We start from the raw sequence: 22442 nt of genomic DNA, 5'->3' as shown, positions 1-22442 counted from the left end.
ATATTGAGCCATGCACCTGGGCTCGGCCGCACGGGCTTTTCCGTCCCTTTTCTCGTCCCTCCTCGACCGCCTGCCCAGCCAGTGCGCGGTCTGCCGCGCCTGGCCCTCGCAACCGGTGTGCGACGCCTGCGTGGCGCGCTTCGCCCCGCCGACGCCGCGCTGCACGACCTGCGCCCTGCCCGTGCCTGCCGGCGTGGCGCGCTGCGGCGACTGCGTGCGCCACCCGCCGCCGCTGGACGCCTGCCTGGCCGCCTGCACCTATGCCTGGCCCTGGCCCGGCCCGATCGGCGAGTTCAAGTTCCAGGGCCACGCCGGCTGGGCCACGCCGTTCGCGACGCTGATGCGCAGCATGCCGTGGGCCGAGCCCGCGGTGGAGCACGCCGACCTCGTGCTGCCGATGCCGCTGTCGACCGCGCGGCTGCGCCAACGCGGCTTCAACCAGGCGCTCGAACTGGCGTGTCGGCTGGCGCCCGGCAAGACCGACGCCACGCTGCTGCTGCGCACGCGCGACACGCCCGCCCAGAGCGGCCTCGGGCGCGCCGAGCGGCTGCGCAACCTGCGCGGTGCCTTCGCCCTGGAGCCGCTGCGCGCGGCGGCGGTGCACGGCCGCCACGTCCTGCTGGTCGACGACGTGATGACCAGCGGTGCCTCGGTCTTCACCGCCGCCCAGGTGCTGAAGACGGCCGGCGCCGCGCGCGTCACCGCGCTGGTGCTGGCCCGCACCGATCCGCCGCACGACGGGCACCAGGGACACGGCGGCCATTAGCGAGAATCGGGCAATGTTCCATATCGTCCTAGTCGAGCCCGAGATCCCCCCGAACACCGGCAACGTGATCCGCCTGGCGGCCAACACCGGCTGTACGCTGCACCTGGTCGAGCCGCTGGGTTTCTCGATGGACGACAAGCTGCTGCGCCGCGCCGGCCTCGACTACCACGAGTACGCCGAGGTGCGGCGCCACGCCAGCTGGGCCGCGCTGCTCGAAGCCGAGGCGCCAGCAGCAGACCGGATGTTCGCCCTCACGACGCGCGGCAGCCGCCCGGTGCACGACGTGGCCTTCGCGCCGGGTGACTGGCTGGTCTTCGGCTCGGAAACCCGCGGCCTGGCGCCCGAACTGCGCGAGCGCTTCGACCCGCCGCAGCGCCTGCGCCTGCCGATGCGCGAGGGCCAGCGCAGCCTGAACCTGTCGAACGCCGTCGCGGTGACGGTGTTCGAGGCCTGGCGCCAGAACGGCTTCGCTCAGGGGTAGCGCCGCACCACCGACTCGGCCACACAGGCCGGCTTGGACGCGCCTTCGAGCTCGATCGTGGTTTCCCAGACCATCTGCAGGCCGTCGCCCTCGATCGGGTCGGCCGACAGCAGCTTCATGCGGCCGCGCAGCCGGCTGCCGACCGGCACCGGCGCCATGAAGCGCACGCGGTTGAGCCCGTAGTTCACGCCCATGCGCGACTCGATCACCTCGAACGCGTTCTCGTAGAACTTGGGCAGCAGCGAGAGCGTGAGAAAGCCGTGCGCGATCGGCGCGCCGAAGGGCCCCGCCGTGGCGCGTTCCACGTCGACATGGATCCACTGGTGGTCGCCCGTGGCCTCGGCGAACTGGTTCACCTGGGGCTGGGTGATGTCAATCCAGTCGCTGACCGCGACTTCCTGGCCGACGCAGGCGGCCAGATCCTGAAGGGTCTGGAAGGTCTTTTTCATGTCGCCATGACGTTAGCACCGAATGTGACCGGCGTTCTTCTGCGGAGCAAGCGGACTCACTCTATGCCGCTGCCTTGCCGGGATGCGGCGTCCGTTGCGCTTCGGCCCTCACGAGTTCGAGGAACCGAGCCAGGATGGGCGATGGGTGGCCTTGCGCATAGGCGACGGCGATCCCGCTGGTCAGGCCCCGGGCCTCTTCCTTGAGCGGTCGAAAGACAACACCTTTGCGTTTGACGTTCTGCAGCGACGCAGAGATGAACGCGATGCCTCGCCCCTCGGCGATGAGGCCCAGCAGGATATGGTGGTCGTCGGGTTCCGCAATCGTGCGGGGCTTGAAATCGATCCGTTCGAAGAACGCCTGGCAGTGGTCGTAGAAGCCCGGATTCAGCCGCCGCTCGAACCGGAAGATCGACTCCCTGCGAAGGTCGTCGAACCCGAGCCGACGCTTGTGCGCCAGGGGGTGGCTGGCGGGCAGCGCGACGATGACGGGCTCCTCGCGCATTGTCTCGACCTTGAGACCCCTGGCTTCGGTGTGCAACCCGATGAAGGCCACGTCCATCGCGCCATTCTTGATGTCGCGCACAAGGCGGATGGAATGTCTGCCCTGGGTGACGATCCGCCAGTCTGGAAAGCAATTCTGCAAGGGCTCGGCCACATCGGGAATGGCGCTTCGATCGAACACCGTCGTGTAGCCCACGACGAACTGGCCACGCTCGGCACCGTGCGCCGCCTTCGCGACCGCCACAGCCTTGCGTGCCTGCGCCAGCGTCCGCCTGACTTCGGGCAGAAATGCGACCCCTGCCTGTGTCAGCGTCACACCGGTTTGGGTCCGAACGAACAGCTCGACACCGAGTTGCTCCTCTAGCTGACGAATCTGCCTGCTCAACGGTGGTTGAGAGATGTGCAAGCGGGCCGCCGCTCGCCCGACATGGCGCTCCTCGCTGACCGCGAGGAAGTACCGGAACTGTCGCAGGTCGATCGAGCCATTCATACCGAAAAGGTATCACACAAAAGGTATTGGAGGTGTTGGCGACCCCCTCGTAGAGTGACCCCGATCAACAGCTACGAAAGGCAAATTCATGAATGACGAACGGTATGCACGGGGTTGGGCAAAGCTCCAAGAGGTCGATGGCCAGGCGGGCGAGAACGTCATCGAAAGCCTGAAAGACATCGCCCCCGATTTCGCACGGCTGATCATCGAGTTTCCGTTCGGCGACATCTACTCGAGGCCGGGGCTCGACCTCAGGGTGCGCGAACTCGCCGTGGTGGCCGCGCTCACGGCCATGGGAAACGCTGCGCCGCAGCTCAAGGTGCATATCCACGGCGCCCGCAACGTCGGCTGCACTCGGCAGGAGATCGTCGAAGTCATCATGCAGATGGCCGTCTATGCCGGCTTTCCCGCAGCACTCAACGGCCTGTTTGCGGCCAAAGAGATCTTTTCTCAAGAGTCGCCGGCATGAAGCAGATCTTCCATGCTGCCTGCCTGGTGCTTCTCATCGTGACTTCGCTGCTTCAGCCTGCCTTGGCCCAGCCGCGACCGGCTGGCCTGTGGACGCCGGACCGCACGGCAAGCCATGAAGGCCTCAGCGCGCCGGTCGGCATGGCCTACGACACGGGCGGCAACCTCTATGTGGCGAACTGGTCTGCGGGCACCGTGATGCGCTTCACCCCCCAGGGCGAGCGGACCGTCTTCGCCAGCGGGCTCAGTGGCCCTTCGGGGTTGGCCATTTCGTCCAAGGGCGACGTGTATGTCGCTTCCTACAACGAAGACCTGGTGTGGCGCTTTGCGCCGAATGGCGACAAGGCTGTTTTCGTGCGCGGGCTGGCGACACCCACGGGGTTGTCTTTCGATGCGCGGGGTCGCCTGCTGATCGCGAATCGCAGGACCCACCAGATTCTTGCCGCGCACCCCGACGGGAGGGTCGAGGTCGCGGCGGAGGGCCTGCAAACCCCGGTCGGCGCGGTCGAACTCCCCAATGGCGATCTGCTGGTCAGCAACATCGCCGGCGGCATCTCCCTGGTGTCCGGCGGGCCGAAGGCCAGGACGATCAATGCCGACCTGCGCAGCCCCGGCCCCGGCATCGTTGCGGCGGGCGTCGACGCGGCCTATGTGGTGGACTACGGCGGGACCACCGTCAGCCGCGTCGACCGCCAAGGCCTTCGCACGGTGATCGCGGATGGGCTGAGCAGCCCGGTGGGTTTGGCGCTCGCACCGGATGGCAGCCTGATGGTGGCGACATGGGGTGCCAACGCCGCGTTCCGGATCCGCCCCATGACCCCGTAGACGCGGCGACAAGGTGCCGGCAGCGCAAAAGCGCCCGCGCTGCGCTATGTTCGCGGCATGACGACAAAAACACACACTGGAACCGAGGGACCGCGCATCTACCTGCTGGCCGCCCATCCGCACTGGCGCGATTCGCGGGTGAACCGCCGCCTGCTTGCGGCCGCGCGGGAGGTCGACGGGGTCGAGGTGAACGACCTCTACGCGAGCTACCCCGACTACGCCATCGATGCCGATGCCGAGCGTGAACGCCTGGCGCGCGCCGACCTGCTGGTGCTGATGCATCCGATCCAGTGGTATTCGATGCCGCCGCTGCAGAAGCTCTGGCTCGACGACGTGCTGCGCTACGGCTGGGCCTACGGCGCCGGCGGCAGCGCGCTCGCGGGCAAGGACCTGTGGCTGGCGGCCACCACCGGCGGCCCCGAGGCCAGCTACCACCCAGCGAGCTACAACCGCTATTTCTTCGACGCCTTCCTGCCGCCCTACGAACAGACCGCCGTGCTGTGCGGCATGCGCTTCCTGCCGCCGTTGATTCTGCACGGCGCGCGCAGCGCGAGCGCTTCGGAAGTCGACGCGCACATCGACACCTTCGCCCAGCGCCTGGCCAGCTACCCGGACTGGCCGGAGATCGATGCGCTGGGCGACTGCCCGACCTGCAGCGTGCCGGCCGAAGACCGGCCGCCCCTTGCGTTCGACGCAGTCGCCAGTCTGCCCGAGGCACGGCGTGAAGCGAGGGTAGGCTGACATGGGCCACGCACCCGCTTGGCTCACCAGCAGCCTGATCTACCTGGGCGCCGCCGTGCTGGTGGTGCCGCTGTCCAAGGCGCTCGGCCTCGGCTCCATCATCGGCTACCTCGCGGCCGGCATCGCCATCGGACCCTGGGGCCTGGGCCTGGTCTCCAGCGTCGAGGAGGTGCTGCACTTCGCCGAGTTCGGCGTGGTGCTGATGCTCTTCCTGGTCGGCCTCGAACTCGAACCCGCACGCCTGTGGAACCTGCGACGGCCGATCTTCGGCTGGGGCACGGCGCAGGTCGTGGCCTGCGCCGCGGTGCTGTTCGCTGTCGGCTACCTCGCGGGCGCGAACTGGCGCGTGGCGCTGGTCGCGGCGCTGGGCCTGGCGCTGTCGTCCACCGCCATCGCGCTGCAGGTCTTCGGCGAACGCAACCTGCTGCGCACCGCCAGCGGGCAGGCCGGCTTCTCGATCCTGCTGTTCCAGGACGTGGCGGCGATCCCGATCCTCGCGCTGCTGCCCCTGCTGGCCGTGGGCGATGCGCACGAGCCGATCAGCAGCGCGCAGCGCGCCTTCGAGGCCGCCAAGATCGTCGGCGTGATCGCCGGCATCGTGCTGGGCGGCCGGCTGCTGCTGCGCCCGCTGCTGCGCTGGATCGCGCGCAGCAACACGCCCGAGATCTTCACCGCCACCGCGCTGCTGCTGGTGGTGGCGATCGCGGCGCTGATGCAGCTGGTCGGCCTGTCGATGGCGCTCGGCGCCTTCCTCGCCGGCGTGCTGCTGGCCGAGAGCGAGTACCGGCGCGAGCTCGAGACCGACATCGAGCCCTTCAAGGGCCTCTTGCTCGGCCTCTTCTTCATCGCGGTCGGCATGAGCATCGACTTCGGCGTGCTGATGGCGCAGCCCGGGCTGATGGCGCTCGTGGTGGTCGGTTTCCTGGTGCTGAAGTGCGCCGTCATCTACGCCCTGGCCAAGGCGATGGGCGTGCCGTACCAGCAGCGCCCCGTCTTCACGCTGCTGCTGGCGCAGGGCGGCGAGTTCGCCTTCGTGGTGTTCCAGGCGGCCGGCCCCAACGTGCTGCCGGCCGGCGTCGCGTCCTTCCTCATCGGCGCGGTCGCGCTGTCGATGCTGATCTCGCCGCTGCTGCTGGTGCTGATCGACAAGTTCCTGCTGCCGCGCTACAGCCGTTCGAGCGCGCCGGCGATGGAAGAGATTTCCGAGCAGCAGGAACCCAAGGTGCTCATCTGCGGCTTCGGCCGCTACGGCCAGATCATCGGCCGCCTGGTCAGCGCGCAGGGCATCCAGGTGACGGTGCTCGACCACGACCCCGACACCGTCGCCGGCCTGCGCGAATTCGGCTTCCGCGTGTTCTACGGCGACGCGACCCGGCTCGACGTGCTGCGTACCGCCGGCGCGGCGACCGCGCTCGCCGTGGTGGTGGCGGTGGACGACGTGGAGCAGTCGCTCGAGATCGTCGACGTGGTGCGCGAGCACTTCCCGCAGGCGCGGCTGGTCGCGCGGGCCCGCAACGTCAGCCACCTCTACCAGTTGCAGGACCGCCAGGTCGAGTTCATCGAGCGCGAGCTGTTCGAGTCGTCGCTGCGCAGCGCGCGATCGGTGCTCGAGGTGCTGGGCTGGCCGGCGCACGAGGCACGCGAATCGGCCATGCGGTTCCGCCAGCGCAACATCAAGCTCACGGCCGACACCTACCCGCATTACAAGGACCGCGCGAAGTTCATCGCTGTGGCGAAGGAAGGCCGTCAGCAGTTCGCCGAGCAGATGGCGCGGGAACGCGAGGAGCGGCAAAAGCGCGTGCGCGGAGACTGGGATCGCGGCGACGACTGAGCGGCCGAACGCGCGCGGGCCGGGCTACTTCAGCCCCAGCAGCCGCACCGCGTTGTCCTTCAGGATGCCGGGCATCACCTCGGGCTTGAAGCCGGCTTCGAGGAAGTCCTTCATCCAGCGGTCGGGCGTGATGAGCGGGTAGTCGCTGCCGAACAGGATGCGGTCCTTCAGCAGCGTGTTGGCGTACTGCACGAGCTGCTTGGGGAAGTACTTCGGGCTCCAGCCCGACAGGTCGATCCAGACGTTGGGCTTGTGCGTGGCCACCGACAGCGCCTCGTCCTGCCAGGGGAAGCTGGGGTGCGCCATGATGATCTGCATGTCAGGGAAGTCGATGGCGACGTCGTCCAGGTGCATCGGGTTGCTGTACTCCAGCCGCAGCCCGCCGCCGCAACGCATGCCCGAGCCGATGCCGCTGTGGCCGGTGTGGAAGATGGCCGGCAGCTTGTGCTCGGCGATCACTTCGTAGAGCGGCCAGGCCATCCTGTCGTAGGGGTGGTAGCCCTGCACCGTCGGGTGGAACTTGAAGCCGCGCACGCCGTGCTCTTCGATCAGGCGCCGCACCTCGCGTGCGCCCATCCTTCCCTTGTGCGGGTCGACGCTGCCGAACGCGATCATCACGTCGGGGTTCTTCTGCGCGGCCTCGGCGATCTCCTCGTTCGGGATGCGGCGCCGGCCCAGGTTGCTCTCGGCATCGACGCCGAACATCACGAAGCCGATCTTGCGTTCGCGGTAGTAGTCGATGCTCTCCTGGATGGTCGGGCGCTTGCTCGATCGGAAGTACTTGTCGGCCGCGCGGTCGTATTCCTCGCCGTAGTTGTCGAAGGGGTTCCAGCAGCTCACTTCGGCGTGCGTGTGGGTGTCGATGGCGACGAGATTGGCGATGTCCATGCTGTGTCTCCGTGCGGGTAAACACCGACCGCTGGCGGGCGTACGGCGGTTGAATTGGTTATTTTTCATAACCATAATCGATGCAACTCGGGAACGCAATCATGACGAACACAGACCTTTGCATCGATCTCCAGGGTGACATCGCCATCATCCGCCTGACGCGCCCCGCCAAGCGCAACGCGCTGAACGACGGGCTCATCCTGGCGCTGCGCGACGCCTTCCAGAATCTGCCGGACACGGTGCGCGCCGCCGTGATCGACGGCGAAGGCCCGCACTTCTGCGCCGGGCTCGACCTGTCGGAACTGAGCGAGCGCGACGCCGGCGCGGGCCTCCGCCATTCGCGCATGTGGCACGACGCGCTCGAGAGCATCCAGCACGGCCCGGTGCCGGTGGTGGCGGCGCTGCACGGCGCGGTGGTCGGCGGCGGACTTGAGCTGGCGACCGCCTGCCACATCCGCGTGGCCGACGCGAGCACCTTCTATGCCTTGCCCGAAGGCAGCCGCGGCATCTTCGTGGGCGGCGGCGGCTCGGTGCGCATCCCGCGCCTGATCGGCGTGGCCCGCATGACCGACATGATGATGACCGGGCGCGTCTACAACGCCGAAGACGGCGAGCGCGTCGGCTTCGCGCAGTACCTGGTGCCCGAGGGCGCGGCGCTGGACAAGGCGGTCGAGCTCGCCCAACGCATCGCCACCAACGCGCCGCTCACCAACTACGCGCTGATGCATGCGCTGCCCCGCATCGCCGACCAGCCGGCCGACCACGGCTACTTCACCGAAGCGCTGATGGCCGGCATCGCGCAAGACTCGCCCGAAGCGAAGGCCCGCGTGAAGGCTTTCCTCGAAGGCAAGGCCGCCAAGGTCGCCAAGGGCTGAGCCCACCTCACCACCGCAGGAGAACAACATGCTGGAGACAACCGCCATGCCGACCACGGCAGCCGCCGGTGTTGGCGCACCCCGCTATCGGCCGCTCGCGTTCGGCATCACCCGGGGGGCACTGCGCGAAGGCGAAGGCGGTGTGCAGTACCTGCAGGCCGACCAGCCGCTCGGTGCCTATGCCCACCGCATGACCGAGCGCCTGGTGCACTGGGCCGCGGTGGCGCCCGATCGCACCTTCGTCGCACGCCGGGCGCGCAACGCCGACGGCAGCAGCGGCGACTGGGTCCGCATCAGCTATCGCGAGGCACTGCACAAGGCGCGCGCTATCGGCCAGGCCCTGCTGCAACGCGGACTCTCGCCCGAGCGGCCGGTGGCGCTGCTGAGCGAGAACAGCCTCGAACACGCGATGCTGGCGCTCGGCTGCCTCTACGTCGGCATCCCCTACTGCCCGGTGTCGCCGCCCTACTCGCTGGTCAGCAAGGACTTCGAGAAGCTGCGCCACGTGATGGCGACGCTGACGCCGGGCCTGGTGTTCGCGACCGACACGCGCTATGCGACGGCCATCGCCGCCGCGGTGCCGCCGGACGCCGAGGTGGTGCTCGCCGGCGGCAGCCTCGAGGGCCGGGCGGTGACGCTGCTGAGCACGCTGATGGCCACCGAGCCGACACCGGCGGTCGAAGCCGCGATGCACGCGACGCATCCCGGCACCATCACCAAGTTCCTCTTCACCTCCGGTTCCACCAAGAACCCGAAGGCCGTCATCAACACCCACCGGATGTGGTGTGCCAACCAGGCGCAGTTGCGCGCGTCGATCCCGGCGCTGGGCGAAGAGCCGCCGGTGCTGGTCGACTGGCTGCCCTGGAACCACACCTTCGGCGGCAACCACAACGTCGGGCTGGTGCTGGACAACGGCGGCACGCTCTACATCGACGACGGCCGGCCGACGCCCGCCGGCATCGCCGAGACGCTGCGCAACCTGCGCGAGATCGCGCCCACCGTCTACTTCAACGTGCCCACCGGCTTCGAGTACATCGCCCAGGCGATGGCCGAGGACGCCGTCCTGCGCAAGACGCTGCTGTCGCGCTGCCGGCTGTTCTTCTACGCCGGTGCCGCCCTGCCGCAGGCGCTGTGGGACGAGCTGCACCGCATCCAGGAAGCCGAGCTCGGCGAGCGCCTGGTGATCGGCACCGGCCTGGGCATGACCGAGTCCGGCCCCTTCGGCCTGTACATCACCCGGCCCGAAGTGCGAACCGGCGACCTGGGCCTGCCGACGGCCGGCATGGAGATCAAGCTGGTGCCGGTGGACGGCAAGACCGAGATCCGCTACCGCGGCCCCAACGTGACGCCGGGCTACTGGCGCCTGCCCGAGGCCACGCACGACGCCTTCGACGAGGAAGGCTTCTTCCGCACCGGCGACGCCGTGACCTGGATCGATCCGAGCAACATCCACCTGGGCCTGCGCTTCGACGGCCGCATCGCCGAAGACTTCAAGCTCGCGACCGGCACCTTCGTGAGCGTCGGGCCGCTGCGCGCCAAGATCATCGCCTTCGGTGCGCCCTACGTGCAGGACGCGGTGCTCACCGGCATCAACCTGAAGGAAGTGGGCGCGCTGATCTTCCCCACACAGGCGGTGCGCGAGCTCGCCGGGCTGCCGGCCGATGCGCCGATGCGTGCGGTGGTGGAAAGCCCGGCGGTGCAGCTGCACTTCCAGAAGGTGATCGACCGTCTGGCGGCCGACGCCAGCGGCAGCGCGAGCCGCATCGCCCGCGCGGCGCTGGTGGCCGAGCCGCCGTCGATCGACAAGGGCGAGGTCACCGACAAGGGCTCCATCAACCAGCGCGCCGTGCTCCAGCACCGCGATGCGCAGGTGCAGGCCCTGCACACCGACGCCCTGCCCTTCACCCTGAAGCCGCAGTGGCATTGACCCACACCGACCCGACGAAGGAGACGAGACCATGAAGATCGACGGACAAGCCGCCCTGGTGACCGGCGGCGCCTCGGGCCTGGGCGAAGCCACGGCCCGCGAATTGGCCCGGCTTGGCGCGAAGGTGGCGGTGCTCGACCGCAACATCGAACGCGCACGGCAGGTGGCCGCCGACATCGGTGGCAGCGCCCATGCCTGCGACATCACCGACACCGCGAGCGTCGAGGCCGCGCTTGAGGCCGCCGCCGCGGCGCACGGTCCCGCGCGCATCCTGATGAACGTGGCGGGCATCGGCAGCGCCAAGCGCATCGTCGGCAAGGACGGCAGCGCGGCGCCGCTGGAGGACTTCTCCAAGGTGATCGCGGTCAACCTGATCGGCACCTACAACATGAGCCGGCTGTTCGCGGCGCGCTGTGCGAAGCTCGACCCGCTGGACGGCAAGGATGGCGAAGGGCGCGGCGTGATGATGTTCACCGCCTCGGTCGCAGCCTTCGACGGCCAGGTCGGCCAGCAGGCCTACAGCGCGTCGAAGGGCGGCCTGGTCGGCATGACATTGCCGATGGCGCGAGACCTGGCGCAGCACGGCATCCGCGTGTGCACCGTGGCGCCGGGCATCTTCGCCACGCCGCTGCTGCTCGAACTGCCCGAGCCGGTGCAGCAGTCGCTGGCGGCATCGATCCCCTTTCCGCCCCGGCTGGGCAAGCCGTCGGAGTTCGCCGAACTGGCCTGCCACATCGTGACCAACGGGCACCTCAACGGCGAGGTGATCCGCCTCGACGGCGCACTGCGCATGGCGCCACGCTGACCGCGGTGCGGCGGTCCCATCCCACACCAAGAAGGAGACACAGCATGACGATCGATCGTTCTTCGCGCCGGCGTCCGTGGGCTTTCGCCGCGCCACTGGCCCTGCTCGCAGCCTGCGGCGGTGGCTCGGACGGCGGCACGTCCTCGGCGGCGGAACCACTGCCACGGCTTTCCGCCGCCACGCCGGCCAGCCTGCAGAAATGCGCCGAACTCGCGACCCAGTTCAATTTCGCAGCCACCACGGTGACGGCCGCCGAACTGGTGCCGGCCGGCACGCTGAAGATCGCCGGCCAGGACGTCGGAGAGCATTGCCGCGTCACCGGCCGCATGAACGATCGGGTGAGCGCGGTCGACGGCCGCAGCTATGCCATCGGCTTCGAGATGCGCCTGCCGCGCAACTGGAACGGCCGCTTCTTCTACCAGGCCAACGGCGGGCTCGACGGCAGCATCGGCGTCGCCAGCGGCGGCATCGGCGGCGGTGGCCCGCTGAACAACGCGCTGAACATGGGCTTCGCGGTGCTGAGCTCGGACGCAGGCCATGCCGGCGCGCTCGGCCCCTTCTTCGGCCTCGACCCGCAGGCGCGGCTCGACTACGGCTACAAGGCCGTCGGCACGCTCACGCCGATGGCCAAGGGCGCGATCCAGGCGGCCTACGGCAAGGCGCCGGACCGGTCGTACATCGGTGGCTGTTCCAACGGCGGCCGCCATGCAATGGTCGCCGCGTCCCGCTACGCCGACCAGTACGACGGCGTGCTGGCGGGCAACCCCGGCACCCGCCTGCCGCTGGCGGCCATCGCGAACATCGCCGGTGCGCAGGCCTACAACGCCCTCGCCACCACGCCCGGCGATCCGTCCACCGGCTTCACCGTTGCCGAGCGCACGCTGGTGAGCCAGGCGGTGCTGGCCCGCTGCGACGCGCTCGACGGCGCCGTTGACGGGCTGGTGCAGGACACGGCCGCCTGCCAGGCCAGCTTCGACCTGGCGCGCGACGTGCCGACCTGCAGCGGCACACGCGACGGCAGCTGCCTCAGCGCCGCGCAGAAGAACAGCATCGCGCGCCTGTTCCAGGGCGCGACCACCGGCAGCGGCAAGACGATCTATGCCAGCTTCCCCTACGACGCGGGCCTGGCGACGAGCGGCTGGGCCGGCTGGAAGTTCTCCAACTCGCTGAACCTGGATTCGGGCGCCGTCGCGTTCGTGTGGCAGGTGCCGCCGGAGAACCCGACCGGCTTCAACGGGCCGACCTTCTCGCTCACCAGCAACCTGGACGGCCTGCTCACGAAGATCCAGGCGACCGACGCGGTCTACACCGAGAACGCGCTCTCTTTCATGACGCCGCCCAATTACGGCAAGCTGCCGGCGCTGAAGCAGCGCGGCGCGAAGCTCATGGTCTACCACGGCACGTCCGACCCGATCTTCTCCAGCGACGACAGCGTCGACTGGTACCAGAAGCTGCGCGCCGACAACGCAGGCGATGCCGCCGACTTCGCGCGGCTCTACCTGGTGCCGGGCATGAACCATTGCAGCGGCGGCCCGGCCACCGAGCAGTTCGACATGCTGAGCGCCCTGGTGAACTGGGTCGAGCAAGGGCAGGCGCCCGAACGCGTGCTCGCCACCGCGCGCGGTGCCGGCAACGCCGGCGGCGTCAATGCCGACGTGCCGGCGAGCTGGGCGCCCAACCGCAGCCGGCCGCTGTGCCCCTATCCGAAGGTCGTCCGCTACGACGGCACGGGCAGCCTCGAAGAGGCCGGCAGTTTCAGTTGCCGCTGACCCCATACAACGAAGGAGACAACACCATGACCGACCGTCGCCACTTCCTCCACACCCTCGGCAGCGTCGCCGCCCTCGGCGCGCTGGCACCGCTTTCGGCGCTGGCGCAGGGCCTCGACCAGGTGAAGATCCTCTACGGCTTCCCGCCCGGCAGTGCCGGCGACAGCGTGGCGCGCCGCGTGGCCGAGAAGCTGGCCGGCACGGCCTACACGAAGAACCCGGGCGTGGTCGAGAACAAGCCGGGCGCCGGCGGCCGCATCGCGATCGAGACGCTCAAGGCCTCGCCGGCCGACGGCTCGGTGCTGGCGCTGGCGCCGGTCTCGGCGCTCGCGGTGTATCCCCACATCTACCCGAAGCTGAGCTACAAGCCGGAGGACGTGACCCCGGTCTCGATCGGCGCGGTGATGTTCCATGGCCTGGCCGTCGGACCGGCGGTGCCGGCCGAGGTGAAGACGCTCAAGGACTTCCTGGCCTGGGCGAAGGCCAACCCGGACAAGGCCAACTACGGTTCACCCGGCGCCGGCTCGATGCCGCACCTGCTGGGCGCCCTGCTCGGCCTGCGCGCCGGCGTACCGCTGCGCCACGTGCCCTACCGCGGCACCGTGCCCAGCATCACCGACCTGGTCGGCGGCCAGGTGTCGGCCGCGATGAACCCGAGCGGCGACTACCTGCAGTACATGAAGGCCGGCCGCGTGCGGGTATTGGCCACCTCGGGCAGGCAGCGCTCGCCCTACCTGCCCGACGTGCCGACCTTCACCGAGCTGGGCTACCCCGACGTCACGTCGGAAGAATGGTTCGGCTTCTATGCGCCAGCACGCACGCCGGCGGCCACGCTGGCCAATGCCAACGCGGCGATCCACCAGGCGCTCAAGGACAAGGCGGTGATCGATTCGCTCGCGCTGGTCGGCCTGCTGGCACACCCCAGCAGCGCCCAGGAGATGGCGGCCGACCAGAAGGCGGAATTCGAGCGCTGGGCGCCGCTGGTCAAGCAGATCGGCTTCACCGCCGAGTCCTGAAAACCGCCCGACCGCCACGATGAACTACCGCCCCTCCACCGAAAAGACCCGCTTCCTGCTCGAGGCCGTGCTGGACGCGCCGCGCCAGCTGGCCGCGCTGCCGCCCTTCGCCGAGGTCGACGCCGAACTGCAGGGCCAGGTACTGGACCAGGCGGCCACCTTCGTGGCGGACATCGTCGCGCCGCTGCAGCGCACCGGCGACGAGATCGGCTGCCGGCTCGAAGGCGGCGCGGTGCAGACGCCACCCGGTTTCCCCGAGGCCTACCGCGCCTTCGTGGCCGGCGGCTGGCCCGGGCTCGCGGTGCCGGTCGACGACGGCGGCCAGGGCCTGCCCGCGGTGCTGGAGGCGGTGCTGTACGAATGGCTGGCCGCCGCCAACCACGGCTTCACCATGGCGCCCGGGCTGCTGCATGGCGCGTTCGAGTGCCTGCGCCACCACGGCAGCGAGGCGCTGAAGCAGCGCTACCTGCCGAAGATCGCCAGCGGCGAATGGCTGGCCACCATGTGCCTGACCGAGGCGCAGGCCGGCAGCGACCTGGGCCAGGTGCGCACCCGCGCCGAAGTGCAGGCCGACGGCAGCGTGCGCGTGGCCGGCACCAAGATCTTCATCTCCGGCGGCGAGCACGACCTGACCGACAACATCGTGCACCTGGTGCTCTGCCGCCTGCCCGATGCACCGGCCGGCCCCAAAGGGCTGTCGCTGGCGCTGGTGCCCAAGCGGCTGGACGACGAGTCGCGCAACGCGGTGCATTGCGAGCGCATCGAGGAGAAGATGGGCCTGCACGGCAGCCCGACCTGCGTCATGCGCTTCGACGGCGCCACCGGCTGGCTGGTGGGCGAAGCCGGCCGCGGCCTGTCCGCCATGTTCGTGATGATGAACGCCGCCCGGCTGCATGTGGCGCTGCAGGGCATCGGCCTGCTCGACGCCGCCTGGCAGAAGGCCGACGCCTATGCCCGCGAGCGTCGCCAGATGCGGGCGCCCGGCGCGATCGGCGATGACGCCAGCTTGATCATCGAGCACCCGGCGGTCGCGCGCGTGCTCGACACCCAACGCGCCTGGATCGACGGCGCCCGCCTCATCGCCTACCGCACCGCCATGCAACTGGACATCGCCCGCCATGGCGCCGACGCCGCCGCCCGCGCCGCCGCGCAGCGGTGGTGCAACCTGGTGACGCCGGTGCTCAAGGCGGCCTGCACGCAGCAGGCCTTCGACGGCGCCAGCGCCTGCCTGCAGGTCTTCGGAGGACACGGCTACGTGCGGGAATGGGGCATCGAGCAGATCGTGCGCGACGCGCGCGTGACGATGATCTACGAGGGCACCAACGAGATCCAGGCCATCGACCTGCTGGTGCGCAAGGTGCTGCCGGACGCCGGTGCCGGCCTGGCCGCAGCGCTGCTCGCGCTGCGCAACGAACTCGACGCCTCACGCGAGGCCGACGCCGACGTGCAGCGCCGCCTGGCGCAGCTGCGCTACCTCACCACCCAGCTCGCGATGGCCGCCCACGCCCGCCCGCGCCTGGCCTACGAGGTGGCCGACGACTACCTGCGGCTGGTGATGCTCGCGATGCTGGCCTGGGCCTGGGCGCGCATCGGCCATGCGCCGGGCGCGGACGCGGGCCACGCCCGCGCGGCCGCGGCGTTCCGGCGCTGGGTGCTGCCGGAGTTCGAGATGCGGGCCGGCATCGTCAAGCGCGCCTGCGAAGAGACGATCGCGCAGCAGGCCGGGGCGATGCGCTAGGCTCGGCGCCGATGGCCACCGCACCCCGCCCGCGCAAACGCGCCGCTTCCATAGCTTCCCTCGCTTCTTCAGCGCCCGCGGCCACCGCACCGAACAGCAACGCCGGGCCCGAGCCGCTCGACACCCGCGTGCTCGAGGGCCTGGTCGGCTACAACGCCCGCCGCGCCTACCTGGTGATCAGCGCCACCTTCGCCGAACGCATGGCGGTCTACGGCATGAAGCCGGTGGACTTCTCGGTGCTCTCGCTGCTGGAACACAACCCCGGCGCCACCTCGCGCCAGCTGTGCGCGACGCTGGATATCCTGCCGCCCAACTTCGTCAACATCGTCGCCGACATGGACCGGCGCGGGCTCATCGAGCGCCGGCCCCATCCGCACGACCGCCGCGCACTGGGCCTGCACCTCACGCCGGCCGGCCACCAGCTGGTGGCCCAGGCGGAAGCGGCCGTCATTGAGCTCGAGCAGGATGCCAGCGCACGCCTGACCGAGCGCGAACGCGACACGCTGATCCGCCTGCTGCAGAAGATCTACCTCTGAACCGGGCCGGTGCTCAGGGCGCGATGAAGCCGTCCCAGACCAGCTTCAACCCGGCCAGCAGCATGCCGAAGTAGACGAAGCGGTAGAACCACAGCGGGTTGATGCGCCGCGCGATGCGGATGCCGATCCACACGCCCAGCGGCGCGATCGGCAGCAGCATGAGCGAGGTCGCCATGTTGCGCAGGTCGATGAGGCCGAGCCACGCGTACGGCACCCACTTGGCCAGGTTGACCACGAAGAACAGGTAGGCCACGGTGGCGGTGAAGGCCACGGGCGTGAGGCGCAGCGGGATCAGGTACGCATTGAGCGGCGGGCCGCCCGCGTGCGCGATGAAGCTGGTGAAACCGGAGAGCGCCGTCAGCACGGCGCCGACCGCGCGAGGCGGCGGCGGGTCCCCGGGCTTGGGCGGAAAGACCAGGCGCTGCGCCAGGAAGAGCAGCGTGAAGACGCCGACGATGCCGGACACCATGTGCGCCGACAGCACACGGAACAGCAAGGCGCCGAGCAGCACGCCGACCAGGCTGCAGGGGATGAGGAAGGCCAGCAGGCGGCGGTCGAAATCCTTGCGGAAGGCCGCGATGCCCAAGAGGTCCATCAGCAGCAGCACCGGCATCAGGATGGCCGCGGCCTGCGGCACCGTGACGGCCAGCGCCATCATGGGCACCGCCAGGGAGCCGAAGCCGGCGCCGAAGCCGCTCTTGCTGATGCCGAGCAGCAGCACGGCGGGAACGGCGACCGCGTAGAAGAATGGGTCGGTGATGACGGGGAAGGTCAAGGCTCGGTCTCTCGGACAAAGCCGGGGATTCTCCCCCGTCCGCTCACACGGTCAGATCGAGAAGATCAGTCGGCGGTCGCGCCGGATTCCTTCACGACCTTGCCCCACTTGGCGGTCTCGGCCACGATGAAGGCGGCGAACTGCTCCGGCTTCTCGCCCGCGGCTTCGGCGCCCTGCTCGGCCAGCTTCTTCTTCACTTCCGGATTGGCCAGCGCCTTGAGGATCGAGGCGTTGAGCTTGGCGATGACCGGCGCCGGCGTGCCGGCCGGGGCCAGCAGGCCGAACCACGAGGTCGCTTCGTAGCCGGGCACGCCGGATTCGGCGATGGTCGGCACGTCCGGCAGGGCCGGCGAACGCTTGGCGGTCGTCACGGCCAGGGGACGCAGCTTGCCGCCCTTCACGTGGGGAATGGCCGAGGGCATGTTGTCGAACATGATCGAGATCTGGCCACCCAGCAGGTCGGACACGGCCGGTGCGCTGCCGCGGTACGGCACGTGCTGCATGTCGACGCCGGCCATCTGCTTGAACAGTTCACCCGACAGGTGGATGGAGCTGCCGGCGCCCGACGAACCGAAGTTCACCTTGCCCGGATTGGCCTTGGCATAGGCGATCAGTTCCTTGACGTTCTTGTACGGCTGCGACGGGTTGGCCACCAGCAGGTTCGGCACCATCGCCACGCGCGACAGCGGGGCGAAGTCCTTGATCGGGTCGAAAGGCATCTTCTTGTAGAGCGCCTGGTTGATGGCGTGCGTGCCCACCGTGCCCATGAAGATCGTGTAGCCGTCGGGCGTGGCGCGTGCCGCGGCCTGGCCACCGATGTTGCCGCCGGCACCGGCGCGGTTGTCCACCACCACCGGCTGGCCGAGGTCGGTGCTCATGAACTGGCCGACCACGCGGGCCAGGATGTCGGTGGTGCCACCGGCCGAGAACGGCACGATGATCGTGATCGGCTTGCTCGGGAAGGCGGCCTGGGCCTGTGCGGCCAGGGGGGCCAGCGACAACGCGCTGGCGACAGCCACGGTGGCGAGCGCGAAGGTACGGCGATTCAGTGCAGACATGGGAAATCCTCGGAAAAGATGGAAACACAGGCGGTCATGCGCCTGGAGCGAAGCGGACGAAACAGGTTCTATATCGGCACTTACCCTGAGAACTTGAGGGCTGCACCTGAAAGAATTGGCGAAAAGTTCGCCCGCGGAGAGGGACAGGAGCCGGACCGTTCAGATCGGCGCGACACCCAGCGTCGTGCCGCCGCACACGTAGAGCACCTGTCCGGTGACGAAGCCGTTGTCCGGCGAGAGGAAGAACATCGTCGCGCGCGCCACGTCGTCGGCCGTGCCCAGACGCTTCACGACGATGCTGTCGATGATGCGTTTGGTCTGCGGCGCGCCTTCGGGGTTGCTCTTGCGGAACAGCTCGGTCGCGATCGGGCCCGGCGCCACGGCATTCACGGTGATCTGGTCGCCGCCGAGTTCCATCGCCAGCGTGCGCGTGAGGCCGATCAGGCCGGCCTTGGTGGCCGAGTAGACGATGCGCTCGGGCTTGCCCAGCGCGGCGCGCGAGGCCACGTTCACGATGCGGCCGTGGCCCGACGCGCGCAGCGCCGGCAGCGCGGCCTGGATCAGGATCATGCTGGCCTTGAAGTGCAGGCCCACGACATAGTCGAGGTCGGCCATCGTCGCGGTGTCGATCGTGCCGGGGCGCGTCGCGCCGGCGTTGTTGACCAGCGCCGTGACGGCATAGGTCGAGGTGATCTCTTTGGCGACTGCCTGCGTCTCGGCTTCCTTCGTCAGGTCGGCCTGGAACGACACGAGCTTCTCGTGGCTCCAGTCGGGCTTGTTGTAGTCGAGGTTGACGACGGTGCGGCCTTGCGCCAGCAGCGCCTCGCAGGTGGCCCGGCCGATGCCGGAGCTGCCGCCCGTGACCAGGGCGACTTCTTGTGGACTCATAGACACTTTCACTTCAAGCGGGCCGCACCGCGGCCCCGGGGAAGAACGCGGATCAGACGCGCTCGAGGATCAGCGCGATGCCTTGGCCGACGCCGATGCACATCGTGCACAGCGCATAGCGGCCGCCCTGCTTGTGCAGCTGGTTGATGGCGGTAGTCGCCAGGCGCGCACCGCTGGCACCCAGCGGGTGGCCCAGCGCGATGGCGCCGCCGTTGATGTTCACACGGGCGTCGTCGTCCTTCAGGCCGAGCAGGCGCAGCACTGCGAGGCCCTGGGCCGCGAAGGCTTCGTTGAGTTCGATCACGTCCATCTGGTCGATCGTCAGACCGGTCAGCGCCAGCACCTTCTGCGTGGCGGGTGCCGGGCCGATGCCCATCACGCGCGGCGCCACGCCGGCGGTGGCCATGCCGACCACGCGGGCGCGCGGCGTCAGGCCGTTCTTGGCGGCGCTGGCTTCGTCGGCCAGCAGCAACGCGCAGGCGCCGTCGTTCACACCGCTGGCGTTGCCGGCGGTCACGGTGCCATCGGGGCGCACCACGCCCTTGAGCTTGGCGAGCGACGCCATGCTGGTCTCGCGCGGATGCTCGTCCTTGTTGACGATGATCGCGTCGCCCTTCTTCTGCGGCACGGTTACCGGCACGATCTCCGCGTCGAAAAAGCCGGACTTCTGCGACGCCACTGCGCGCAGTTGCGAATTCAGCGCCATCAAGTCCTGCGCCTCGCGCTCGATCTTGTAGTCGGTGGCGACGTTCTCCGCGGTCTCGGGCATCGAGTCGACGCCGTACTGCGCCTTCATCAGCTTGTTGACGAAGCGCCAGCCGATGGTCGTGTCGTACACCGCGTTGGCGCGGCTGAAGGCCGACTCGGCCTTGGGCATGACGAAGGGCGCACGGCTCATGCTTTCGACGCCGCCGGCGATCATCAGGCCCGCTTCGCCGGCCTTGATGGCACGCGCGGCCGAACCGACCGCGTCGAGGCCCGAACCGCACAGGCGGTTGATGGTCGCGCCGCCCAGTTCCAGCGGCAGGCCGGCCAGCAGCGCCGACATGCGCGCCACGTTGCGGTTGTCTTCGCCGGCCTGGTTGGCACAGCCGTAGAGCACGTCGCCGACGGCCTGCCAGTCGACGTTCTTGTTGCGTTCCATCAGCGCCTTGAGCGGGATCGCGCCGAGGTCGTCGGTGCGCACGCTCGAGAGCGCGCCGCCGTAGCGGCCGAAGGGTGTGCGGATGGCGTCGCAGATGAAGGCTTCTTTGCTGCTCATGTCTCTTCCTTGGTGGTGTCGTTGGGCATCGCGTGATGCGGTCAAGCGGCGATCGGCAGGCCGATCAGCTTTTCGAGTTCGGCGTGCGTGAGGCCGTCGACCAGGTCGATCAGCTTGAGCCCGTCGAGCGTGCATTCGATCGTGGCGAGGTCGGAGTAGACGCGCTTGACGCAGCCGATGCCGGTCAGCGGGTAGCTGCATTCCTTGACGATCTTGCTCGCGCCGGCCTTGGTCAAGAGGTCCATCATGACCCAGGTCTGTTTCGCACCGATGGCCAGGTCCATCGCGCCGCCAACGGCGGGGATGGCGCCTTCTTCGCCGGTGCTCCAGTTGGCCAGGTCGCCGGTGGCCGACACCTGGAAGGCGCCGAGCACGCAGATGTCGAGGTGGCCGCCGCGCATCATCGCGAAGCTGTCGGCATGGTGGAAGAACGAGCCGCCCGCCAGCAGCGTGACGGGCTGCTTGCCGGCGTTGATGAGGTCGTAGTCTTCGCTGCCTGCGGCGGGCGCGGGGCCCATGCCGAGGATGCCGTTCTCGCTCTGCAGCACGATCTCGCGGCCGGCCGGCAGATGGTTGGCCACCAGCGTGGGCTGGCCGATGCCGAGGTTGACGACGGCGCCGTCGAAGATGTCCTGTGCGACCCGCGCTGCGAGCTGGTCCTTGGTGCGACGTTGGTAAGCCATGAGAATTTGTTCCTACGCGCTTTCGCGCTACGGTTTTCGCTTTGGGGCGGCCCGGCAGCTCAAGCCGCCTTCTTGAAACCGCCGGCCTGGGTGGCCACGCGATCGATCTTCACCACGTGCTTCACGAACACGCCGGGGGTGACGATGCTTTCGGGGTCGAGCGCGCCGAGTTCGACGATCTCGTGCACGGTCGCGATCGTCTTCTTCGACGCCATCGCCATCACCGGGCCGAAGTTGCGCGCGGCCATGCGGTAGTTCAGGTTGCCCCAGCGGTCGCCCGTCTCGGCCTTGACCAGCGCCACGTCGCCGTAGATCGGGTACTCCAGCACGTAGTGCTTGCCGTCGATCTCGCGCGTTTCGCGGCCCTTGGCCAGCTCGGTGCCGTAGCCGGTCGGGCAGAAGAAGGCGCCGATGCCGGCACCGGCGGCGCGGATGCGCTCGGCCAGGTTGCCCTGCGGCACCAGTTCGAGCTCGAGCTTGCCGCTGCGGTAGAGGCCGTCGAAGATCTGGCTGTCGACCTGGCGCGGGAAGCTGCAGATGATCTTGCGCACACGGCCGGCCTTGAGCAGCGCCGCGAGGCCGGTCTCGCCGTTGCCCGCGTTGTTGTTGACGACCGTGAGGTCGCGAGCGCCCTGTTCGATCAGGCCGTCGATGAGTTCGAGCGGAATGCCGGCGGTGCCGAAGCCGCCGATCAGGACGGTGGCACCGTCCTGGATGCCCGACATGGCGTCGGCGATCGAAGGCGCGATCTTGTCGATCATGGAATCTGTCTCCGGTGAAGGATGGAGAAGCCGAGCATGACACTCGGAGGGAGGCTTCAATTTGTTCGTATGACGAACATTTGTTCTTATAATGAATTCTAAACAACAAAGGCCACCGATGGCAAACACGAGACAAGAAGAGGAGACCGCCCCGGCGCCGGGCGACAGCTACGTGCAGTCCTTCGCACGCGGACTGCAGGTGATCCGCTCCTTCAGCGCCACCGCGCCACGCCAGACGCTCAGCGAAGTCGCCGCCGCGACCGGCCTCACGCGCGCCGGCGCACGGCGCATCCTGCTCACGCTGCAATCGCTCGGCTATGTCGAGACCGACGGCAAGCGCTTCGGGCTGACCGCACGCATCCTCGAACTCGGCTTCGCCTACCTGTCGTCGATGCCGATCTGGAACCGCGCCGAGCCGGTGATGGAAGCGCTGGTGCGGCAGGTGAAGGAGTCGTGCTCGGCCGCGGTGCTCGACGGCACCGACATCGTCTACGTGCTGCGCGTGCAGACGCACAAGATCATGCGCATCAACCTCGCGGTCGGCACGCGGCTGCCGGCCTACTGCACCTCGCTGGGCCGCATGCTGCTGGCCGACCTCGACGACGCCACGGTGCGCGAGCGACTCGAAGCCTCGGACCGCACCGCGCTCACGCGCTACACCGTCACCGATGTCGACACGCTGGTCGCCAAGGTCGCGCAGGCGCGGCGCCAGGGCTGGTGCCTGATGAACCAGGAACTGGAAGAAGGCCTCATCTCCATCGCCGCGCCGGTGACCGACCGCAACGGCCGCACCGTGGCCGCGCTCAACATCAGCGGCCAGGCCAACCGCACCAGTGCGAAGGTGATGCAGGAGACGATGCTGCCGGGGCTGCGTGCCGCGGCGGCGGAGATTTCGCGGCTGCTCTGAAGG

General features: G+C 69.0%; 23 protein-coding genes. 14 read left to right on the top strand and 9 right to left on the bottom strand.

Features of this window, described 5'->3' with window-relative positions; translation table 11 throughout:
- Nucleotides 1-10 precede the first annotated feature (10 nt).
- Nucleotides 11-766: a ComF family protein gene (locus tag ACSFA2_RS00275; RefSeq protein ID WP_435453317.1), complete on the top strand. Its 756-nt coding sequence runs from the start codon at nucleotides 11-13 to the stop codon at nucleotides 764-766.
- 13 nt (nucleotides 767-779) lie between these two features.
- The gene (trmL, locus tag ACSFA2_RS00270; protein WP_435453316.1) at nucleotides 780-1247 is read left to right on the top strand and encodes a tRNA (uridine(34)/cytosine(34)/5-carboxymethylaminomethyluridine(34)-2'-O)-methyltransferase TrmL; all 468 of its coding nucleotides are present in this window, start codon (nucleotides 780-782) and stop codon (nucleotides 1245-1247) included.
- Here the strand turns inward: trmL and ACSFA2_RS00265 are convergent.
- The gene (locus ACSFA2_RS00265; protein ID WP_435453315.1) at nucleotides 1238-1696 is read right to left on the bottom strand and encodes a MaoC family dehydratase; all 459 of its coding nucleotides are present in this window, start codon (nucleotides 1694-1696) and stop codon (nucleotides 1238-1240) included. The two genes, trmL and ACSFA2_RS00265, sit on opposite strands and share 10 nt — an antisense overlap.
- A 61-nt stretch (nucleotides 1697-1757) precedes the next feature.
- Complete coding sequence (locus ACSFA2_RS00260) at nucleotides 1758-2687, bottom strand: LysR family transcriptional regulator (protein ID WP_435453314.1); 930 nt, start codon at nucleotides 2685-2687, stop codon at nucleotides 1758-1760.
- Nucleotides 2688-2775: 88 nt separating this feature from the next.
- On the opposite strand from ACSFA2_RS00260, the gene ACSFA2_RS00255 reads away from it, so the two are divergent.
- From ACSFA2_RS00255 to kefC, 4 genes are read left to right on the top strand one after another with little or no spacing between them, the layout of a single operon-like run.
- Nucleotides 2776-3156 (top strand): carboxymuconolactone decarboxylase family protein, encoded by a 381-nt coding sequence (locus ACSFA2_RS00255; RefSeq protein WP_435453313.1) that lies wholly within the window; start codon nucleotides 2776-2778, stop codon nucleotides 3154-3156.
- The gene (locus ACSFA2_RS00250) at nucleotides 3153-3980 is read left to right on the top strand and encodes an NHL repeat-containing protein (RefSeq protein ID WP_435453312.1); all 828 of its coding nucleotides are present in this window, start codon (nucleotides 3153-3155) and stop codon (nucleotides 3978-3980) included. Before ACSFA2_RS00255 ends, ACSFA2_RS00250 begins: the two co-directional genes overlap by 4 nt.
- A gap of 57 nt (nucleotides 3981-4037) precedes the next feature.
- Nucleotides 4038-4721 (top strand): glutathione-regulated potassium-efflux system oxidoreductase KefF, encoded by a 684-nt coding sequence (gene kefF, locus ACSFA2_RS00245; RefSeq protein WP_435453311.1) that lies wholly within the window; start codon nucleotides 4038-4040, stop codon nucleotides 4719-4721.
- 1 nt (nucleotide 4722) lies between these two features.
- Nucleotides 4723-6552, top strand: a complete 1830-nt coding sequence (kefC, locus tag ACSFA2_RS00240; RefSeq protein WP_435453310.1) for a glutathione-regulated potassium-efflux system protein KefC — start codon at nucleotides 4723-4725, stop codon at nucleotides 6550-6552.
- A gap of 24 nt (nucleotides 6553-6576) precedes the next feature.
- On the opposite strand, the gene ACSFA2_RS00235 is transcribed toward kefC, so the two are convergent.
- Nucleotides 6577-7440 carry an amidohydrolase family protein gene (locus tag ACSFA2_RS00235; RefSeq protein ID WP_435453309.1) on the bottom strand — a complete coding sequence of 288 codons (864 nt, stop codon included), beginning with the start codon at nucleotides 7438-7440 and terminating at the stop codon, nucleotides 6577-6579.
- A 101-nt stretch (nucleotides 7441-7541) separates the two neighbouring features.
- Here ACSFA2_RS00235 and ACSFA2_RS00230 point away from each other — a divergent pair, with 101 nt between their 5' ends.
- Genes ACSFA2_RS00230 through ACSFA2_RS00200 form a run of 7 tightly spaced genes read left to right on the top strand, consistent with a single transcriptional unit; the run spans nucleotide 7542 to nucleotide 16106 of the window.
- Complete coding sequence (locus tag ACSFA2_RS00230; RefSeq protein WP_435453308.1) at nucleotides 7542-8315, top strand: crotonase/enoyl-CoA hydratase family protein; 774 nt, start codon at nucleotides 7542-7544, stop codon at nucleotides 8313-8315.
- 28 nt (nucleotides 8316-8343) lie between these two features.
- Nucleotides 8344-10242 (top strand): feruloyl-CoA synthase, encoded by a 1899-nt coding sequence (locus ACSFA2_RS00225; protein ID WP_435453307.1) that lies wholly within the window; start codon nucleotides 8344-8346, stop codon nucleotides 10240-10242.
- Between the two features lie 31 nt (nucleotides 10243-10273).
- Nucleotides 10274-11047, top strand: a complete 774-nt coding sequence (locus ACSFA2_RS00220; RefSeq protein WP_435453306.1) for an SDR family NAD(P)-dependent oxidoreductase — start codon at nucleotides 10274-10276, stop codon at nucleotides 11045-11047.
- Nucleotides 11048-11091: 44 nt separating this feature from the next.
- Complete coding sequence (locus tag ACSFA2_RS00215) at nucleotides 11092-12816, top strand: tannase/feruloyl esterase family alpha/beta hydrolase (protein ID WP_435453305.1); 1725 nt, start codon at nucleotides 11092-11094, stop codon at nucleotides 12814-12816.
- A 26-nt stretch (nucleotides 12817-12842) separates the two neighbouring features.
- Nucleotides 12843-13832: a tripartite tricarboxylate transporter substrate-binding protein gene (locus tag ACSFA2_RS00210; protein WP_435453304.1), complete on the top strand. Its 990-nt coding sequence runs from the start codon at nucleotides 12843-12845 to the stop codon at nucleotides 13830-13832.
- Nucleotides 13833-13851: 19 nt separating this feature from the next.
- Nucleotides 13852-15570: an acyl-CoA dehydrogenase family protein gene (locus tag ACSFA2_RS00205; protein ID WP_435453303.1), complete on the top strand. Its 1719-nt coding sequence runs from the start codon at nucleotides 13852-13854 to the stop codon at nucleotides 15568-15570.
- Between the two features lie 11 nt (nucleotides 15571-15581).
- Nucleotides 15582-16106 (top strand): MarR family winged helix-turn-helix transcriptional regulator, encoded by a 525-nt coding sequence (locus ACSFA2_RS00200; RefSeq protein ID WP_435453302.1) that lies wholly within the window; start codon nucleotides 15582-15584, stop codon nucleotides 16104-16106.
- Nucleotides 16107-16119: 13 nt separating this feature from the next.
- Here ACSFA2_RS00200 and ACSFA2_RS00195 read toward each other — a convergent pair whose 3' ends face one another.
- From ACSFA2_RS00195 to ACSFA2_RS00170, 6 genes are all read right to left on the bottom strand, one after another.
- The gene (locus ACSFA2_RS00195) at nucleotides 16120-16881 is read right to left on the bottom strand and encodes a sulfite exporter TauE/SafE family protein (protein WP_435453301.1); all 762 of its coding nucleotides are present in this window, start codon (nucleotides 16879-16881) and stop codon (nucleotides 16120-16122) included.
- A 65-nt stretch (nucleotides 16882-16946) separates the two neighbouring features.
- Nucleotides 16947-17939, bottom strand: coding sequence for a Bug family tripartite tricarboxylate transporter substrate binding protein (locus ACSFA2_RS00190; RefSeq protein WP_435453300.1), 993 nt, complete (start codon nucleotides 17937-17939; stop codon nucleotides 16947-16949).
- A gap of 159 nt (nucleotides 17940-18098) precedes the next feature.
- Nucleotides 18099-18827 (bottom strand): SDR family NAD(P)-dependent oxidoreductase, encoded by a 729-nt coding sequence (locus tag ACSFA2_RS00185; protein WP_435453299.1) that lies wholly within the window; start codon nucleotides 18825-18827, stop codon nucleotides 18099-18101.
- Nucleotides 18828-18879: 52 nt separating this feature from the next.
- Nucleotides 18880-20088, bottom strand: a complete 1209-nt coding sequence (gene pcaF / locus ACSFA2_RS00180) for a 3-oxoadipyl-CoA thiolase (RefSeq protein ID WP_435453298.1) — start codon at nucleotides 20086-20088, stop codon at nucleotides 18880-18882.
- A gap of 41 nt (nucleotides 20089-20129) precedes the next feature.
- Complete coding sequence (locus ACSFA2_RS00175) at nucleotides 20130-20771, bottom strand: 3-oxoacid CoA-transferase subunit B (RefSeq protein WP_435453297.1); 642 nt, start codon at nucleotides 20769-20771, stop codon at nucleotides 20130-20132.
- 59 nt (nucleotides 20772-20830) lie between these two features.
- On the bottom strand, nucleotides 20831-21532 hold the full coding sequence (locus tag ACSFA2_RS00170) for a 3-oxoacid CoA-transferase subunit A (RefSeq protein ID WP_435453296.1): 702 nt from the start codon (nucleotides 21530-21532) through the stop codon (nucleotides 20831-20833).
- A 118-nt stretch (nucleotides 21533-21650) separates the two neighbouring features.
- Between ACSFA2_RS00170 and ACSFA2_RS00165 the strand changes: the two genes are divergently transcribed.
- Nucleotides 21651-22439 carry an IclR family transcriptional regulator domain-containing protein gene (locus ACSFA2_RS00165; protein WP_435453295.1) on the top strand — a complete coding sequence of 263 codons (789 nt, stop codon included), beginning with the start codon at nucleotides 21651-21653 and terminating at the stop codon, nucleotides 22437-22439.
- Nucleotides 22440-22442 lie beyond the last annotated feature (3 nt).

Origin of the sequence: Variovorax cryoconiti (assembly GCF_051216395.1) — a bacterium.
Taxonomy (GTDB): Bacteria; Pseudomonadota; Gammaproteobacteria; order Burkholderiales; family Burkholderiaceae_C; genus Variovorax.
The sequence above is the reverse complement of the archived record's forward strand: the minus strand, read 5'-3'. Positions and strand labels throughout refer to the sequence as shown.